A 15,471-nucleotide genomic window follows, 5' to 3' on the forward strand; every position below is an offset into this window, starting at 1 on the left:
TGTGTCTGAAGCTGACGACAATCAACCGGTTCTAAGCGAAGAGGAAATAGAAGCTCTCGTCGATCACGCTGTGACTGACAACGTGTTTGATGATGGGCATTTTAAATCCCACGACTTCGGTGCCGGCGAAGCTCTGACCCTATCCAAGTGGTCGGAGCTCGATGGCTTGTTGCGCGCTCATGCAGAGGTCCTGCAGGGTGTCTTACTTAGAAATTTTGGACAGGAGGCGACGGTTGAGCCTTTTGCGCCATTGTTTGCACGTGTCGGCGACCTTATTCCCGCCATCTCTGATCGTGTTGCTTTGATTACCACTGAAATCAAACCCCTTGAGGGTGAAAGTCACCTAGAGGTTCCCGGCGACTTTTTGTCCTTCTTGGTGAATCAATATTTTGGTGGCAGTACGGTTGCATCACCGAAGCTTGCCGGAAAAGTGACCCCCAGCGAGCAGCGGTTAAGTGAGCAGCTGGCTAAAGATGTTCTGCGCACTTTAGTTGAAGTGTGGTCTGACCGACTTGTCCTTGAACCAGGAGACCTTTACGTCGATATCACCACCGATCGACTGTCATTACTGCCCGCCGACATGGGTTATGTCGTTCTGACCTATTCAGTGACCTGCAGCAGTGATTATCAAGGTGAGTTTCGAGTGTTGCTGCCCTATGACTCAATGGCACTGCAAGCGCAAAGACTTATGCCCACGCGCAGAGACGAACCTGAAGTGGTAGTAGAGCCCGAATGGGAAGCGCGTTTACAAAGCGCAGTGCCAGAAATTGATGTTGAGATTTGTGGCGTAGTTTCCCTGCTTGAAACCAGTTTGCGCAATTTGTTGGCATTCAAGGTCGGTACGGTGATCCCCATCAGCGAACCTCAAACGGCTCAACTTAACGTTGAAGGCCGTGGCATAGCGCGCGGTAAATACGGCGCTCATGACAGCCATCGTGCTGTTCAGATAACCGATTTTTCTAGGAGTAAATAATGGCTGAAGATCAAGAAGACATGACGACAGCAACACCGCCTGAGCTCAACGAAGGCGCTGTCGAGGGAAATGGCGAGATCGACCTTGATCTTCTCATGGACGTACCGGTTTATCTCACCGTTGAGGTGGGGCGTCGACGGATGACGATCAAAGAGCTGCTCGCGCTCGCTTCAGGCAGCGTGGTTGCTTTTGATAGGAGCGTATCTGAACCCATGGATCTCATGGTCAACGGCACGCTGGTCGCCAGAGGAGAGGTGGTGTCTGCGGAAGGTCAGTTTGGATTGCGCTTGGTTGATGTCGTAAGTCCTAAAGAGCGGCTACAGCAGTTAGGCAGCTAATCATGTCACGCATCTTATTATTACTAATGTGTATCCCAAGCATAGCCTTAGCAGAGACCGGAGCTGGAGAAACCCTACCCAGCACCGCTGATCTTTTTTCCTGGTCTTATTTGGGTCAGGTCATAGCGTCTCTGGCGCTGGTAATTGGCTTGCTGTTCGGTGCGCTCTGGATTATGCGTCGTGTCAATGGCGTGGGTCAGGCGGTGGGCGGTCAAATGCGCGTTGTCTCTAGCCTTGGTTTAGGGCAGCGAGAGCGAGCTGTTCTTGTCAGCGTGGGTGATCAGCAAATTTTGTTGGGCGTTGCGCCCGGCCGTGTCGCTGCCCTTCATGTCTTTGACGAACCGGCGGTAGCACAAGACATAACGCCGGCTCCCCCACTTAAATTCTCGGAAGTTTGGCAGAACGTCATGGGAAAAAAGGATAGTTCGTCGTGAAGGTTTTCCTAATTATTGTGGCGGCACTGGCTATTTGGTTGCCCGACAGCGCGCTGGCCCAGCAGGCCACCATACCCCTGGTATCGACTACGCCAAACGCGGATGGCGGCAGTGACTATGCTTTGGGGATACAAATTTTATTGGTCATGACGGTACTCACCTTGCTACCCGCCATGCTCATCACTATGACGTCCTTTACCCGAGTACTCATTGTGCTGGCTATTTTGCGCCAGGCTATGGGCACGGCTCAGACACCCTCAAATCAAATTATTTTGGGCCTATCGCTTTTTTTATCACTGTTCATCATGGCGCCTGTCTTCGACGTTGCGTGGACTACTGCGCTGAAGCCTTTTCTCGACGGAGGGGTAGATTTTGAAGGTGCGCTTGAGGCGGCGAAAATTCCATTTCGTGAATTTATGTTTACTCAAACCCGCGATTCAGATCTCACCATGTTTGCAGAAATGGGGGGATATGGTGCGTTTGCAAGTCAGGACGATGTCCCTATGTTCGTTCTTCTTCCCTCCTTTCTTGTGAGCGAACTGAAGACCGCTTTTCAAATAGGTTTTCTGCTGTTTGTGCCCTTTTTGGTTATCGACTTGGTGGTCGCCGCTATCCTCATGGCGATGGGCATGATGATGTTGTCACCCATTATTATTTCACTGCCGTTCAAACTCATGCTGTTTGTGTTGATCGACGGCTGGGCGCTGGTTACCAGCACCCTTGTGCGCAGTTTCGCGGTCTGAGGCGCAGCGTATGGGACCCGAAACAGTTTTGGATTTAGGACGTGACGCACTGTGGCTCGCCGTGCTGCTCGCCGGGCCACTGTTGGGAGCTGCTTTGGCAGTGGGCCTATTTATTGGTGTTATTCAGGCCGCTACCCAAATCCAAGAAATGACCCTCAGTTTCATTCCTAAGCTATTAGCCCTAGTGGTTACGCTATTTGTCATTGGGCCGTGGATGCTGCGTATTCTGACTACCTTTGCTCAGCGCCTATTCATGGACATTCCAGGGTTAGTGGGCTAAGTCATGTTACCCATACCTGCAGAACTCATCTTGGAAAAAATGGTGTTTTGGTCAGCGCCGTTTTTGCGAGTCTCTGCAATGCTTTTAATCGCACCGGTATTCAGTGCCTCCGGTGTGCCGGTTCGCTTTCGTGTCTTGCTTGCGGTTCTTATTGCCGCGTTGGCTGCACCCATCATACCCACGCCGCCAACCACTGATCTGTTTAGCGCCAACGGTTTATTGATGGCTATTCGTGAAGTGGGAATTGGTTTTGCCATTGGTTTTGTGTTGCAACTGGTTTTTGGTGCGGTGGTATATGCGGGTCAGGCGGTTTCCATGACCATGGGCTTGGGTTTTGCAATGGCGGTAGATCCGCAAAACGGCGTGCAAGTGCCGGTGTTGTCGCAAATGTATGTAATTCTAGCGACGTTGTTGTTTCTAAGTCTTAACGGCCATCTTATTCTGATTGCCACGGTAATCGACAGCTATCAAATATTGCCCCCAAACTTATCCGGTATCCCTGTCAGTAGCTTGGGTGAAGTTGCCGCCTTGGGCAGTAAGGTTTTTGCCAGTGGTATCTCATTAGCCCTCCCGGCAATGGCCGCGATGCTTATGGTTAACGTGACCTTTGGCGTGATTACTCGAACCGCCCCCCAGCTCAATATTTTTGCTGTTGGTTTCCCCATGACCCTCATGGGGGGCTTCTTTGTCCTATTTATTAATATGCCCAACCTCATTGCTGCGCTTTCCCAGTTTCTGGATCAAGCGTTGATGCAGGTTCCGGCCGTGTTCATGTAGGGGGACCTGTGGCAGAAGAGCAAACAGGTCAGGAACGCACTGAGGAGCCCACCGCAAAACGGTTACAGCAGGCCCGGGAGAAGGGTCAGGTTGCTCGTTCTCGGGAACTTAATACGTTGCTCATGCTTTTGCCCTGCGCCGTGGCCCTTTGGTTGACTGGAGAGTTCGCCATGGATGCGGTGACTCGCTTGTTCACAGGGGCTTTAACGCCACCGTCAGCCGCGATGAAGGTCACCAGTGAAGTGGCGCCATTTTTGGGCGCTACCCTTATGTCAGGGCTGGAGATGATCGTGCCATTTTTGGCGTTGACCGTCTTTGTGGCGCTGCTAGGCCCCTCTGTCATGGGAGGGCTGATTTTTTCTCTCAAGTCGATGTCACCCGGCCTCGACAAGATTGATCCGATCAAAGGTTTCGGTCGGATTTTTTCACGTAAATCGCTGTTAGAGCTGGTGAAAAGCCTACTGAAGTTTTTCTTGGTTTCCGGTGTGGCCGTGCTCGTTTTGCTCTCCTTTGAGCGTGAGGTTATGGGTCTAATTGCACTGCCCGTGGGTGAAGGTATTGCCCAGGCGGGTCGCATGATCATGCTGACGCTGATTTTTCTGTCGGCCAGTTTGATTTTGGTCGTGGCTATCGACGTGCCTTTTCAGCTTTGGGATCACACCCGCAAGCTGCGTATGACCAAACAAGAAGTCAAAGACGAGATGAAGGAGACCGACGGGAATCCTGAAATGAAGGGCAAGATCCGCCAAAAGCAGCGCGAGATTGCCGACCGTCGAATGCTTGCAGATGTGCCGACTGCAGATGTAGTCATTACCAACCCAACGCACTTTTCTGTCGCCCTTAAATATGACCAACAGGGCAACACAGCACCTAGGGTACTGGCGAAAGGAGCCGATCATATGGCTATGCAAATTCGGCATATCGCCAGAGCCCACGACATTGTTATTTACGAGGAACCCCCGCTAGCCCGAGCGCTGTTTGCCAGCACTGAGGCGGGAGATGAAATTCCAGGCAATCTGTTTTTAGCAGTTGCACGGGTTTTGGCGTACGTCTTCCACCTGCGTAAGGCTCAGGCTACTGACTATGTACCGCGGCCCGAATCTATTGAGTTACCTCAAGAGTATGCCGACATCATGAATAAGGAGCTAAATGATGGCGACTAGCGCTATGACCTCACCCCCGCAGAGTTTCGCTGCAATCATGAGCGGACTGGGCACGCCGGCAATGATCTTGCTCATGCTGGCGATGATTGTTCTGCCACTGCCACCAACAGCGCTGGACGTTTTGTTCACCTTTAACATTGCGCTCTCGATCATGGTTTTAATGGCCTCTATTTACTCGACCCGGCCCCTTGATTTCGGTGTCTTTCCTACGGTGCTACTAATTTCAACGCTGATGCGACTGGGACTCAACGTGGCTTCAACGCGTGTCGTTCTGCTCGATGGACACACAGGACCCGGCGCAGCGGGTAAGGTTATTGAGGCCTTTGGTGAGTTTGTTGTGGGAGGCAGCTTCGCGGTTGGTCTTGTTCTATTTACCATTCTTGTCGTTATCAACTTTGTTGTAGTCACCAAGGGTGCGGGGCGAGTCTCGGAGGTAACCGCGCGTTTTACACTTGATGCGATGCCCGGCAAGCAGATGGCTATTGATGCAGATTTAAATTCAGGGCTAATCTCTCAAGAAGATGCCATTGAGCGTCGCGAGCGCATTGGTCAGGAGTCGGAGTTCTATGGCGCGATGGACGGCGCCTCAAAATTTGTTCGCGGCGATGCTGTTGCCGGCATCTTGATTCTGTTTATTAACATCATTGGCGGCTTCGCCATTGGTACCTTGCAGCACAATCTAGACGCGGGCACCGCGGCACAAAACTATGTGCTGTTGACCATTGGTGATGGCCTGGTTGCTCAGATACCGTCGATGCTGCTGTCCACGGCGACCGCGATTATTGTGACACGCATGTCCAGCGAGCAGGATATGAGCGCCGAGGTTACCCGACAGCTCACCGCCAACCCTCGGGTCTTGTTTGTTGCTGCGGGCGTGATTGGACTGATGGGTATCGTGCCTGGCATGCCTAACTTGGTTTTCCTATCTTTTGCTCTTCTGCTCGGGGTGGCGGGTTTTCTCAAGCAGCAGTCCCTAGCGGCCGACGTGATCGTTGAGGAGCTTGAGCCCCTCGATGTTGAGAAACCAAAGAGTTCAGAATTAAGCTGGGAAGATGTTTCAACTGTCGACCTTATCGGTTTGGAAGTGGGTTATCGGCTGATCCCACTGGTTGATACCAATCAGGGTGGCGACTTACTCAGCCGAATAAAAGGGGTGCGCAAAAAACTCTCTCAGGAACTAGGATTTCTGATTGATTCGGTGCACATCCGTGACAATCTTGATTTAGGGCCTACCCAGTATCGTATTAGTGTTCATGGGGTCTCAATGGGTGAGGGTGAAGTGATGCCCGATCGCGAACTGGCGATTAACCCCGGTCAGGTATTCGGCGACGTCGACGGTATAGCAACTAAGGATCCTACCTTTGGCCTTGAGGCGCTTTGGATCGATCCTACACAGCGTGATACAGCACAAACAGCGGGATACACCGTCGTTGATGGCAGTACGGTGATCGCCACCCACTTGAGTCAGCTACTGCGCAACAATGCTCAGAAGTTAATCGGTCAAGATGGTGTTCAGCAGCTGCTCGAGCGCCTAAAGCAGACCTCACCTAAGTTGGTAGAAAACCTCATACCTGGTGCTATGTCTTTGGCAGATATCACCCGGGTCGTGCATAACCTCTTGGAGGAGGGTGTGCCCATTCGAGATATGCGAACGATTGCCGAGACTTTAGCAAGCCATCGTAGTCCCGAAACCGACCCCGACTCGCTAACGGCATCTGTTCGTGTAGCGCTTGGACCTTCAATATTTCAGTCGGTCAACGGAATGAGTCAAGAGTTGCCGGTGATGGTCCTTGATGCCCAGCTCGAGCAAATGATTGGCCAGTCTCTGCAGCAAAACCGCGGCATAGTAGAGCCGAATCTGCTGGATAATTTGGTTCGCAGCATTGGCGATTCCGCAGCTCGAATGGAAAGCGAGGGTGCTGGTCCTGTGTTGTTGGTGTCTGGAGTGATTCGTACGTTCCTATCGCGCTTGCTCCGGGGTCGCATGAGCAACTTTTATATTCTCGCTTATGAAGAGATTCCTGCTGATAAGAGCATTCGCGTGGTAACTACTGTGGGTAATGCCGCGTGATTGGCACGGTACCTGCATACAAACAGATAGAAGACGGTGAACCGTCGGTTTTCCGTCGCAGTTAAGGAGATAACGAGAATGAATGTGCAGCGCTTTACAGGCAGAGACAACCGCGCCGCTTTAGATCAGGTTAGGCAGCACCTCGGGCCTGACGCCCTGGTGCTCTCGAGTCAACGGACAAGTGATGGCATAGAAATATGTGCCACCACACAGCTGCCCGATATGACCCGTGTTACCGCGCCGAGTATCGCGGCTAATACAAATGCGCTTGCGACGGGTGATAATGAAATTCAGTTGGCCCAGCTTAAGCGGGAGCTCGCCAGTTTGCGGGAGACCTTGCAGCAAGCCCTGGGGGAGCGTCGATGGCAGGACACGGCGACTTCGCGTCCAGTGGCAGCCGCGGTAGCCCAACGATTGGCGACCTTGGGATTAGGACGGGTATTGGCCGGTGAACTCGCTGACCGTGTTGCCCATGTCGAAGGGTTAAATGCCGCATGGCAACAGGTTACGCAGCATTTGATGACCGCCTTAAATAGCCTGTCGAGTGAAGAGCTTGGTGGGTTCCGGATTAAAGCCATTATTGGCGGTAGCGGTAGCGGTAAAACGCAAACAGCTGGTGCATTGATGCAGGCGAGCATGAGCCATCTATCGCCGGAGCAAATTGCACTGGTTCACTGTGGTGATCCCAGTCAGGACACGGCGCTAAGCCAGCTGGCGACACGTCTTAACATTAAACAGTACAGTGCCCGCAGTAACGACGAGCTGGCGGAGGCCTTGTCGGGGTGTCGGTGGGCCAGGGAAATCATCATTGATACGCCGGCACTAAGCCCGGCGTTAGGATCTCAGGATCCTGTACTGACGCTGCTGGCACGCCAACGTGGCGGCCTCGCTGCATTTGTCGCTCTCCCTGCCACCGCGAGTAGCGATCATTTACGTGAAGTACTTGATCACAGTCGTCACTTGCCACTGGCCGGCGTTATAACCACCAAGGTAGATGAAGCGACCTCCCTTGGTGCCGTGATCGATGCCGTAGTGACGAGCGAGCTGGCGCTTGCGGGTCGCTATGATGTTCGAACAAACAGTTTGCTGCCGGTGTCTGGCGACGAAATGCTGACCAATGCCAAGCGTCTTGCAAAACGCGGGCTGCAACGTCAGGCAGCTCAGCTCAAAGTGGCGGTCTGACAGCGATGTACGGACTGCGCTACGATGCAGGGTCGATCCCTTGTATGCCCCTAAGATTCGGGGCTTATGAGGGAGTTTTTAGAAAGGAGAAGTCCATGCATGTAATCGCCGTTACGGGCGGCAAAGGGGGTGTTGGTAAAACCAACATCGCTGTTAATTTGGGTGTATCTATGTCTCGAGAGGGCCTAGATGTCATTCTCCTTGATGCCGACCTTGGCCTTGCAAACGTTGATGTCATTCTGGGTGTGTCTGTAGGGCCAACCCTCGCTGACGTTGTGGCGGGCACGCATCAACTTTCTGAAGTTATTGTTGAAGGGCCGGAGGGACTTCGAATCGTACCCGCGTCCTCCGGTGTGACGCGGCTTGCCAGTCTCGATCAAGCCGAGCAAAACAATTTAGTCCGCTCCTTCTCTGAGCAAATAGACGCCCCTGATGTTTTGATCGTTGATACCGGAGCGGGCATCGATACCACGGTACAAACCTTTGTCTCGGCGTGTAAAACCGTCGTGGTTGTGGTGTGTGACGAACCGGCTTCGCTGACCGATGCTTACGCATTGATGAAGGTGCTGCGCAATGATCGTGGCGTAAGGCGCTTTGAAATTTTGACCAACCAAATTGATAGTGCGGCTCAAGGCCGAAAAGTTTACGAGCGATTGACGACGGTCACGGACAAGTACCTTGATGTCGATTTGGGGTATTTGGGTGGAGTGCCCTCGGATGCCTACCTACGCCGTGCTGTTCAGGAGCGTGCGGCGCTAGTGAGTCTTTACCCTCGATCGCCTGCCGCAGTGGCAATTCGCGATGCCGGTCGAAGATTGACCAGCAATATTTATGACGGTGCGGTCCCAGGCATGGGATTTTTCGTTGAACAGCTTTTGCGACAGCCCAGTGAACCTAAGCACTAGCGCTAAGCTATCAGAATACGGCGCTTGCGGCGGGGCCAGTCAGGGCGATGCCTTGGTTCGTGCGCATTTGCCGCTTGTGAAGCGCATTGCTCAACAACTGTTGGTGCGCTTACCTGCCCATATCGAAATGGACGATTTGATTCAGGTGGGCCTGATCGGCCTTTTGAAAGCGTCCGATGACCATCAGCTCGATTCAGGCGCTCAGTTTTCTACGTATGCGGCTATCCGTATTCGCGGTGCCATGCTCGATGAATTGCGTAGCCGAGATTGGTTGCCAAGAAGCGTACAACGCGACTTGGGACGTGTTGCGGCAGCGATTGAGCGCGCTGAGCAGCGGGTTGGAAGACCGGCTACTGATCAGGAGATTGCTGATCAGCTCGATATGGATTTGGACAGCTACCAGCAACTTTCAGGAGAATTGGCTTGTGCTCGAATCGGCCAGCTCGAAGAGCTGGACGTGCCAACTGAAGTCGACGCCACCACGACATCTGTTTTCGACGCAGCCCAACGTGAAGCTGTGGTCGAGGCGATCGAACGATTGCCCGAAAAAGAGGGACTCATGATGTCGCTCTACTATACCGAGGGACTCAATCTCAAGGAGATTGGTATGGTCCTCAATGTCAGTGAATCTCGAGTCTCGCAGATTCATGGTCAGGCAGTCGCCCGACTGCGGGCTAAACTCACCGACTGGACGTAGCCGACAACTGACGTTGCCCGCCTAACGCTTTTTGTGTCGCGAAGCCAGACTATGCATTTGCTTCAGATTCACGTGTTGAACAATCTGCTCTGTAATGACCTCTTGTTTCGGCTCAAATTTCGAGCGTATCCAGTAGGTCCAGTCATCACCCCGATAATCCGAGCAGGTCACGACACTGGCTCTGACGCGAACCGCAGCGTTAACCGGGAGCAACAGCATGGTCAGCTCGAGAGATTCGTTTTGCGTGAGGGGTTCATTCGATGCAAAGGCCAGGCCTGAACCACTGACATTTGCGGGAATCGTTTTGAGATTGAGGCTTACGTCGTTCTCCTCCCCGCTGAGCAACTCAATTTTCCGATTCAACAACCCGAGAGCCTCACCCACCACAGCCGAGTTACCAAATGCCGTGGAAATTAGCGTGTGCAGATGTGCATTTAGGTTGTGCAGTTCCATGTTTCGGTCGGTTAGGGGTGTTATTGAGTCGGGCTCAACTTTTATCCAGCTCAAACGCAGCTCGTCATCAACCCGAAAAAACCCTCTACCGCAGTCGTCTTCTAAATCAGCCATTGTGTATAAACCTCTCTTGCGGTGGTCTGCAGTTACTGTCGAGTAGCGGCCACTGAAGCTTTAGCTTGGTAGGGCACTGCGTGCTGTTGCTTCCATAATATGTCCGGGCTGCCTCGTGCATGAATGCTAGCTGTTTCATGGGTTTGCCCTTATGCCGGTATCTTCAAGTGCTTTTACAGTTTCTGGGTTTGTCTCTCGCATCTCCCGAATAAACGTGCTTTGGCTTTCACTAAGCGGTTGCTTTACAACCACCTCGACGCGCCTATTTTGTGCACGTCCTTCCCAAGATTGATTTGGAGCTTGTGGTCGGGTGTCGGCATGGCCAGAAATAGTCAATCGAATGGGATCCATCTTGGGGCCGTCTAAAAGCCGCTCAGCGACTGCGACAGACCTTGCCGCAGACAAATCCCAATTTGAACCATAGCGCGCAGTATTAATGGGCACGTTATCGGTATGGCCCTCGATAAAAATCAGGCCTTTAATTTCGTTCAGTGCGAAACCGGTTTTATCCAGTACCGCGAGGAAGCCGATATCAAGTTGTGCTGATCCGGAGGGAAATGATCCTTTCTCTCTTATACGAATGACAATGGTACGGCCCTCGCTCTCCACATCAATCTGGCCTGCTTCAATTTCAGCCTTTAGCAGCCGGCGCAACATTTCTGCATCAAGCTCAGTCTCCTCAATTAGCATTTCCATTTCTTCGGTGATGAGGTCTTTTACTTCTCGAGCTTCGGTTTGCTTTGCATCGGGGTTACCAATGCGCAGTGAGTTGAGGTCTTGATCGGTTGTGACCTGTTCAATGCGCTCAAGGGGCGTGGGTTCCGGTATGCCTGGCTGAAATTCAGTGGCCACGACGCTGGTTCCTTTGGGAATGGCTGTAATTTCCATTTTTTGTTGAACGCCGAAAGCATCCTTCATAGAGGCGGCGATCTGCTTGTACTTAATAACGTCGAGTTCTGAGAAGGATAGAATAATGACGAAGAAGCACATGAGCAGTGACATGAGATCTGCAAATGTGGCCATCCAAGCGGGTGATCCCGCGGGGCCTGAATCTTCTTCGTCGTCGTCGCTCATTTGCCGTTGTTCGCATTTTTATCGCGATGGGCTGGGTCTAAATACGCTTTTAGCATGCTTTCGATGACCCGGGGGTTCTGCCCTGCTTGAATGGCCAGAACGCCGTCGATACACATTTGGTGGATCAGTTTTTCATTACTCTTGCGCAGGTGCAGTTTGTCGGCAATCGGCAGAGCGACCATGTTGGCAAGTACCGCCCCGTACAGGGTGGTGAGCAGAGCGACCGCCATTTGTGGGCCAATCGCTTTTGGGTCGTTCATATTGACGAGCATGCCCACCAGACCAACGAGGGTACCGATCATACCCATCGCTGGTGCGACATCGCCTACGGCGCGCCAAACCCGCTCGCCCCAATTGTGGCGATCCATAGTCTGCTGCATATCCTTGGCCATGACGGCTTTTACGACTTCCTGATTGCTACCGTCGACGAGCATCTGGATACCGTCTTTTAAAAACGACTCAGAAATGACCGCTTTCTCGAGGGCTAGTAAACCCTCTTTACGCCCAATATTCGCTAAATTCACGATCTCTGCAATCAGGCTTTCTGGATCGTGGGTTTTGTTGGAAAAGGCGCGACCCGCGACTTTAAAGGCACCTAGGAACTGTTTTAGGGAAAACTTCACCATAACAGTCATGAAGGTACCGCCAATCACAATCAGTATGGACGGGACGTTATAAAACGTTGGGCCAGCGCCACCGTAAAAGATTGCGGTGCCAACAACGGCTAGTCCACCCAATAAACCTAATAGAGTTGCTAAATCCATGCGTTATTCTGTCGCTAATACCTTGTGTGAGGCTTAAAGGGAGGGCTGACTGCGAAGTCGGACCTTATCGTATCTAAGAGCGTCCGATAAGCAAGAAAGTTTAGAAGTCATTTCAGTGAAGGTTATGGAGTCTTAAACCCTTGGAAGAGCTGCAACTCACATTGACGCCCGCACGAGTCGACCAGCGCAACTTTGGTGTGCAAATGTCGAACTGGCGCGTGGGGCAGCAACTCACGGCTTTAGTTGTGGAATCTCGCCCCAATGGCGCGGTTTTACTGTCAATTGGGGGCAAGACTTTTGCTGCTAGTTCAGACCTGCCTGTTCAGGCGGGCACTCGAATGGCTATGGAGGTTAAGCAAGCTGGGCAAGAGTTGGTGCTGCGACGAATTCCCGATGCTAGTTTGCCTCGAGCTGACGCCGGTGGGCGAGCCGTAGAAACGACCCTAGCCCTCGGGTCACCGCGCCCCGCAGCACTATTGAATCAGCTCAGCACACAGGCCGCCCGTTTCGGTTCTCCTGAGCTGCAGGAGCTCACTCGGGCACTGCGGGGACGGGCGCTAAAGGCGGAAAGCTTGACTGCTGGTGAAGTGCAACGGGGGCTGCGGGACTCAGGCCTGTTTACCGAAGCAGACTTACTCGCGGGCCGCAGCAACCGCGCTAGCCAGTCAAGCAAGGCTAATCTGTCGCAAGTTCAGGCGGTTGCCTTGGCGTTGGCAGATAATCTCGATGAGGGTGCTACCGAAATTCGGGCGCTGCATCAGGTTGTAGACAAGGCTATGGCCTTGCTTAAGGGTATTTCCCAGCAGCAGTTGGCCTCTTTACCCCAAGAGGATGGGGGGCAGCGGTGGCTGTTCACTCTGCCTGCTCAGCTGGGGGAACAATTCCATGATGTGCAGTTACAGCTTGAACGTGAAGCGCGCGAGGTCGATCAACCTGAGTGCTGGAAGGCGTCCTTATGCTTTGAATTTCCGGAAATGGGCTCTGTAGTTGTGCGGCTGCAGTTACAAGGCTCCGCTGTCAGCGTGGCTTTTGACTGCGACAAACCCGAGACGACTGCTTGGCTACGTCGGTCAATGTCATCCCTAGAAAATCAGCTGAATTTCCGTAATTTTCAGGCGGTAACCCTCTCGGCCAATGCTACGACTCAAAGAAGCGATCCATCATCGGATGCTCCGGGCTTGAGCGTTGAAGCATGAGTGAATATTTTTGGGATGGACGTAATCGTAAAAACCCGTCTTCAGTGGCCCTGCGCTACGACGGCTCCCAAGCACCGGTGGTAGTGGCTACGGGTAGTGGTGAAATTGCCGAGGCCATCAAAGCCAAGGCCGAAGAATCCGGTGTGCCGGTTGTTGAGGATCCTCGATTGGCGGAATTACTGTCTCAGGTACCCCTTGGCGAGGAGATACCTGCAGAGCTGTATCGTGCGGTTGCCGAGGTTTTAGTGTTTGTTATGCAAATGGAAATGGCCCTACAAAGCCGTGCCTAGTTCAACCTCCTATGCCCTTATTTGCCAGTCACCATAGGGACCAAACTGGCGACAGATATAGTCGGTAAAGACTTCCCACTAGCATTCAATGTAGCTACGATTTAAATAGTGGGGATATTAGGCAGTCAATTTACGGGTAGCGTCTTCGTTTAGCAGTTGCCGCAAACTCTATCGCTTTAGGGCGGTCAGGTTATTCGAAACGATTGCCTCTTGGTCCATAACCACCTACCTCGAAGGTTTCACTGTGCATTTTAGAGCAACACCCGGACAACCCTAGCAAAGAGCTAAAGCAGCGGGATACCAGTGAGCGCGGTTTTATTGGGCGATAGGATTTTCAAGTTAGATGTCATGGTCAGCCGGCTTTACTGGCACGCTTATCGATGGCTGCTGCCAGAGAAGCGACAATGCCTCGACCTAGATTACCCGCTTCAACACTCCCCGGTGAGGGTTTTGAATTGGCAATGGCGGGAGGTGAATCCAGGTCCTCGGGCATGCACAAGGCCATTGACCAACCCTTAAATTGTCTTTCACCCGCGGGTTCATATAGCAGGGGGGTGACATTGTGATGCCGAGTATCTTGTGAGATCAGCCTGAACCTATCATTAATGGCGGCTTCAGGGCCCTCCAGCACCTGTGCAAAGTGTCTGCCGGAAAATAGTAAGGCTCCGGTGATATCCGATTGCTGGTTGTTCTTTGCCGCGGTTTCCAAAATATTTTGCAGGCGACTGTCCACCAAAGTCTGCGCCGGTTCTTCATCGGGTTGCAGGAGCATGACGTCGCTAACGTAGGCTAAATGATACAGATCGGCCAATGGACTAAATCCTCTTATTTTTTTATGACAACATTGGCGGACAGCACTTCGGGACAAAGCTGTAGTCTGTTCGCCCTAACAACTATAAATAAGTTACGGAAGAATCGAGACGATGGACGCCTTGACGGTTCATCAATAGGCGGCATCTTCTCTCCAGTGATGGATGGTCCCACCCATCATTTCCACCAGTGGTTTGCGAGGGGATACCAATAGGCGCTGAGCGTGTTTTGGGCTGCCGGCGTTGTTGCTTCGATAAGTAGCAGGTGATTAGGTGCCGCTTGATGCCACGCTTTTTATGCTTTGCTGGTGCCTCGCTTTTTATGCGGATTGGGCTGCAAGGCTGCGCTGATTAGTGCGCCAAAAAGAATAAAAGCGGCACCGATTACAGTAGCAGTGGCAGGAACCTCCTTAAATAAAAGCCAACCCAAACCCGCGGCAAATACTATTTGAAGGTAGCTCAAGCTGGTAGCTCGACTGGCCGAGTCCGTTTGCATGGCCTTGGTGAGAGAAATTTGGCCCAGTTGGGTAAAGCAGCCCACACCCAGTAGCGTTAACCAGCCGATTTGGCTGGGCCAGATAAAATCCCCGGCCCCTAGTAACAGCGTTGCAGGAACACAAACCATGGGAAAATACAGGACGATGACCGAGGGGTGCTCGGTGGCTGCCAGCTTTCGCACCAGGGTGTAAGCAATGCCGCTGCCCAGGGCACCACCTAGCCCTGCCAACACCGCTGCTATTGGCATAACCGAGGTGCTGGTGCTTTGGAAATAAGGGTAGACCACGCAGCCCAATCCCAAAAGGCTAAGGGCAATACAGATAAGTGTGGCCGGAGTGGGGCGCTCGGCGAGAAACCAGAACGCTAGGCCTGCTGTAAAGACGGGGTGCAAATATTGCAGAACGGTGGCCTGTGCATAGGGTAAGTTTATGAAGGCATAAAAAACCCCAGTCAGCGCCAGAAACCCGACCACCCCGCGTGCTAACAATAGCCCCCGTTGACGACCCAGAGGTTTAGAGCCCGAGCGACGGATAGCGATGAGGCATAAAAGGACAGAGATAATGGCTCGCACGAATATGATCTGCAGAAGCGGCAGACCCTCTGCGCTTGCAATCTTGACCATGGCCCCCATCAACGCAAATGCGAGGGCACTTAATAGCATGTAGCGGGGCCCCGTCATTATTAGACCTTAATTAGGTTGTCAGCCGTTC

The 15,471-nt window shown here is 52.6% G+C and carries 18 protein-coding genes; 13 read left to right on the forward strand and 5 right to left on the reverse strand.

The features are described 5' to 3' along the window. Position 1: 1 nt before the first annotated feature. The 11 genes from ACMAZB_RS00470 to ACMAZB_RS00520 all read left to right on the forward strand — a co-directional run bounded on the left by ACMAZB_RS00470 (position 2) and on the right by ACMAZB_RS00520 (position 9,563). Positions 2-973, forward strand: coding sequence for a FliM/FliN family flagellar motor switch protein (locus ACMAZB_RS00470; protein ID WP_435218641.1), 972 nt, complete (start codon positions 2-4; stop codon positions 971-973). Beyond that, positions 973-1,311 (forward strand): flagellar motor switch protein FliN, encoded by a 339-nt coding sequence (fliN, locus tag ACMAZB_RS00475; protein WP_435218642.1) that lies wholly within the window; start codon positions 973-975, stop codon positions 1,309-1,311. Before ACMAZB_RS00470 ends, fliN begins: the two co-directional genes overlap by 1 nt. A gap of 2 nt (positions 1,312-1,313) precedes the next feature. Continuing rightward, entirely contained in the window at positions 1,314-1,745 is a 432-nt protein-coding gene (fliO, locus tag ACMAZB_RS00480) for a flagellar biosynthetic protein FliO (protein WP_435218644.1), read from the forward strand. Next, entirely contained in the window at positions 1,742-2,488 is a 747-nt protein-coding gene (gene fliP, locus ACMAZB_RS00485) for a flagellar type III secretion system pore protein FliP (RefSeq protein WP_435218646.1), read from the forward strand. The genes fliO and fliP overlap by 4 nt, the downstream gene beginning before the upstream one ends. 10 nt (positions 2,489-2,498) lie before the next feature. Further along, a complete protein-coding gene (gene fliQ / locus ACMAZB_RS00490) occupies positions 2,499-2,768 on the forward strand; it encodes a flagellar biosynthesis protein FliQ (RefSeq protein ID WP_007234284.1) in 270 nt (89 codons plus the stop codon). Positions 2,769-2,771: 3 nt separating this feature from the next. Next, positions 2,772-3,545 carry a flagellar biosynthetic protein FliR gene (gene fliR / locus ACMAZB_RS00495; protein WP_435218648.1) on the forward strand — a complete coding sequence of 258 codons (774 nt, stop codon included), beginning with the start codon at positions 2,772-2,774 and terminating at the stop codon, positions 3,543-3,545. An 8-nt stretch (positions 3,546-3,553) separates the two neighbouring features. Further along, positions 3,554-4,708 (forward strand): flagellar biosynthesis protein FlhB, encoded by a 1,155-nt coding sequence (gene flhB / locus ACMAZB_RS00500; protein ID WP_435218650.1) that lies wholly within the window; start codon positions 3,554-3,556, stop codon positions 4,706-4,708. Further along, the gene (gene flhA / locus ACMAZB_RS00505; protein ID WP_435218652.1) at positions 4,695-6,779 is read left to right on the forward strand and encodes a flagellar biosynthesis protein FlhA; all 2,085 of its coding nucleotides are present in this window, start codon (positions 4,695-4,697) and stop codon (positions 6,777-6,779) included. Before flhB ends, flhA begins: the two co-directional genes overlap by 14 nt. A gap of 78 nt (positions 6,780-6,857) precedes the next feature. Beyond that, positions 6,858-7,961: a hypothetical protein gene (locus ACMAZB_RS00510; protein ID WP_435218654.1), complete on the forward strand. Its 1,104-nt coding sequence runs from the start codon at positions 6,858-6,860 to the stop codon at positions 7,959-7,961. A 95-nt stretch (positions 7,962-8,056) separates the two neighbouring features. Further along, complete coding sequence (locus ACMAZB_RS00515; protein WP_435218656.1) at positions 8,057-8,866, forward strand: AAA family ATPase; 810 nt, start codon at positions 8,057-8,059, stop codon at positions 8,864-8,866. Next, the gene (locus tag ACMAZB_RS00520) at positions 8,850-9,563 is read left to right on the forward strand and encodes an RNA polymerase sigma factor FliA (RefSeq protein WP_435218658.1); all 714 of its coding nucleotides are present in this window, start codon (positions 8,850-8,852) and stop codon (positions 9,561-9,563) included. Before ACMAZB_RS00515 ends, ACMAZB_RS00520 begins: the two co-directional genes overlap by 17 nt. Before the next feature lie 21 nt (positions 9,564-9,584). On the opposite strand, the gene ACMAZB_RS00525 is transcribed toward ACMAZB_RS00520, so the two are convergent. The 3 genes from ACMAZB_RS00525 to pomA form a co-directional block, all read right to left on the reverse strand. Beyond that, entirely contained in the window at positions 9,585-10,130 is a 546-nt protein-coding gene (locus ACMAZB_RS00525) for a PilZ domain-containing protein (RefSeq protein ID WP_435218660.1), read from the reverse strand. Between the two features lie 135 nt (positions 10,131-10,265). Beyond that, positions 10,266-11,204 carry a flagellar motor protein MotB gene (locus ACMAZB_RS00530; protein ID WP_435218662.1) on the reverse strand — a complete coding sequence of 313 codons (939 nt, stop codon included), beginning with the start codon at positions 11,202-11,204 and terminating at the stop codon, positions 10,266-10,268. Further along, positions 11,201-11,968 (reverse strand): flagellar motor protein PomA, encoded by a 768-nt coding sequence (pomA, locus tag ACMAZB_RS00535; RefSeq protein WP_435218664.1) that lies wholly within the window; start codon positions 11,966-11,968, stop codon positions 11,201-11,203. The genes ACMAZB_RS00530 and pomA overlap by 4 nt, the downstream gene beginning before the upstream one ends. Before the next feature lie 140 nt (positions 11,969-12,108). On the opposite strand from pomA, the gene ACMAZB_RS00540 reads away from it, so the two are divergent. Both ACMAZB_RS00540 and ACMAZB_RS00545 read left to right on the forward strand, forming a co-directional pair. After that, positions 12,109-13,164, forward strand: a complete 1,056-nt coding sequence (locus tag ACMAZB_RS00540) for a flagellar hook-length control protein FliK (protein WP_435218666.1) — start codon at positions 12,109-12,111, stop codon at positions 13,162-13,164. Continuing rightward, on the forward strand, positions 13,161-13,454 hold the full coding sequence (locus ACMAZB_RS00545) for an EscU/YscU/HrcU family type III secretion system export apparatus switch protein (protein ID WP_435218668.1): 294 nt from the start codon (positions 13,161-13,163) through the stop codon (positions 13,452-13,454). The genes ACMAZB_RS00540 and ACMAZB_RS00545 overlap by 4 nt, the downstream gene beginning before the upstream one ends. Before the next feature lie 352 nt (positions 13,455-13,806). Here the strand turns inward: ACMAZB_RS00545 and ACMAZB_RS00550 are convergent, their stop codons facing one another. Both ACMAZB_RS00550 and ACMAZB_RS00555 read right to left on the reverse strand, forming a co-directional pair. Continuing rightward, a complete protein-coding gene (locus ACMAZB_RS00550; RefSeq protein ID WP_435218670.1) occupies positions 13,807-14,265 on the reverse strand; it encodes a BLUF domain-containing protein in 459 nt (152 codons plus the stop codon). 293 nt (positions 14,266-14,558) lie between these two features. Continuing rightward, positions 14,559-15,440: a DMT family transporter gene (locus ACMAZB_RS00555; RefSeq protein ID WP_435218672.1), complete on the reverse strand. Its 882-nt coding sequence runs from the start codon at positions 15,438-15,440 to the stop codon at positions 14,559-14,561. Between the last annotated feature and the right edge of the window lie 31 nt (positions 15,441-15,471).

This window comes from Luminiphilus sp. nBUS_07 (assembly GCF_051201685.1).
In the GTDB taxonomy this organism is placed as follows: Bacteria; Pseudomonadota; Gammaproteobacteria; order Pseudomonadales; family Halieaceae; genus Luminiphilus.

Coding starts and splice junctions, on each gene's coding strand:
- ACMAZB_RS00510 (WP_435218654.1), top strand. CDS start 6,858: ATGAATGTGCAGCGCTTTACAGGCAGAGACAACCGCGCCGCTTTAGAT.
- flhA (WP_435218652.1), top strand. CDS start 4,695: ATGATGGCGACTAGCGCTATGACCTCACCCCCGCAGAGTTTCGCTGCA.
- ACMAZB_RS00555 (WP_435218672.1), bottom strand. CDS start 15,440: ATGACGGGGCCCCGCTACATGCTATTAAGTGCCCTCGCATTTGCGTTG.
- pomA (WP_435218664.1), bottom strand. CDS start 11,968: ATGGATTTAGCAACTCTATTAGGTTTATTGGGTGGACTAGCCGTTGTT.
- fliN (WP_435218642.1), top strand. CDS start 973: ATGGCTGAAGATCAAGAAGACATGACGACAGCAACACCGCCTGAGCTC.
- ACMAZB_RS00515 (WP_435218656.1), top strand. CDS start 8,057: ATGCATGTAATCGCCGTTACGGGCGGCAAAGGGGGTGTTGGTAAAACC.
- fliQ (WP_007234284.1), top strand. CDS start 2,499: ATGGGACCCGAAACAGTTTTGGATTTAGGACGTGACGCACTGTGGCTC.
- ACMAZB_RS00545 (WP_435218668.1), top strand. CDS start 13,161: ATGAGTGAATATTTTTGGGATGGACGTAATCGTAAAAACCCGTCTTCA.
- ACMAZB_RS00525 (WP_435218660.1), bottom strand. CDS start 10,130: ATGGCTGATTTAGAAGACGACTGCGGTAGAGGGTTTTTTCGGGTTGAT.
- fliO (WP_435218644.1), top strand. CDS start 1,314: ATGTCACGCATCTTATTATTACTAATGTGTATCCCAAGCATAGCCTTA.
- ACMAZB_RS00530 (WP_435218662.1), bottom strand. CDS start 11,204: ATGAGCGACGACGACGAAGAAGATTCAGGCCCCGCGGGATCACCCGCT.
- fliR (WP_435218648.1), top strand. CDS start 2,772: ATGTTACCCATACCTGCAGAACTCATCTTGGAAAAAATGGTGTTTTGG.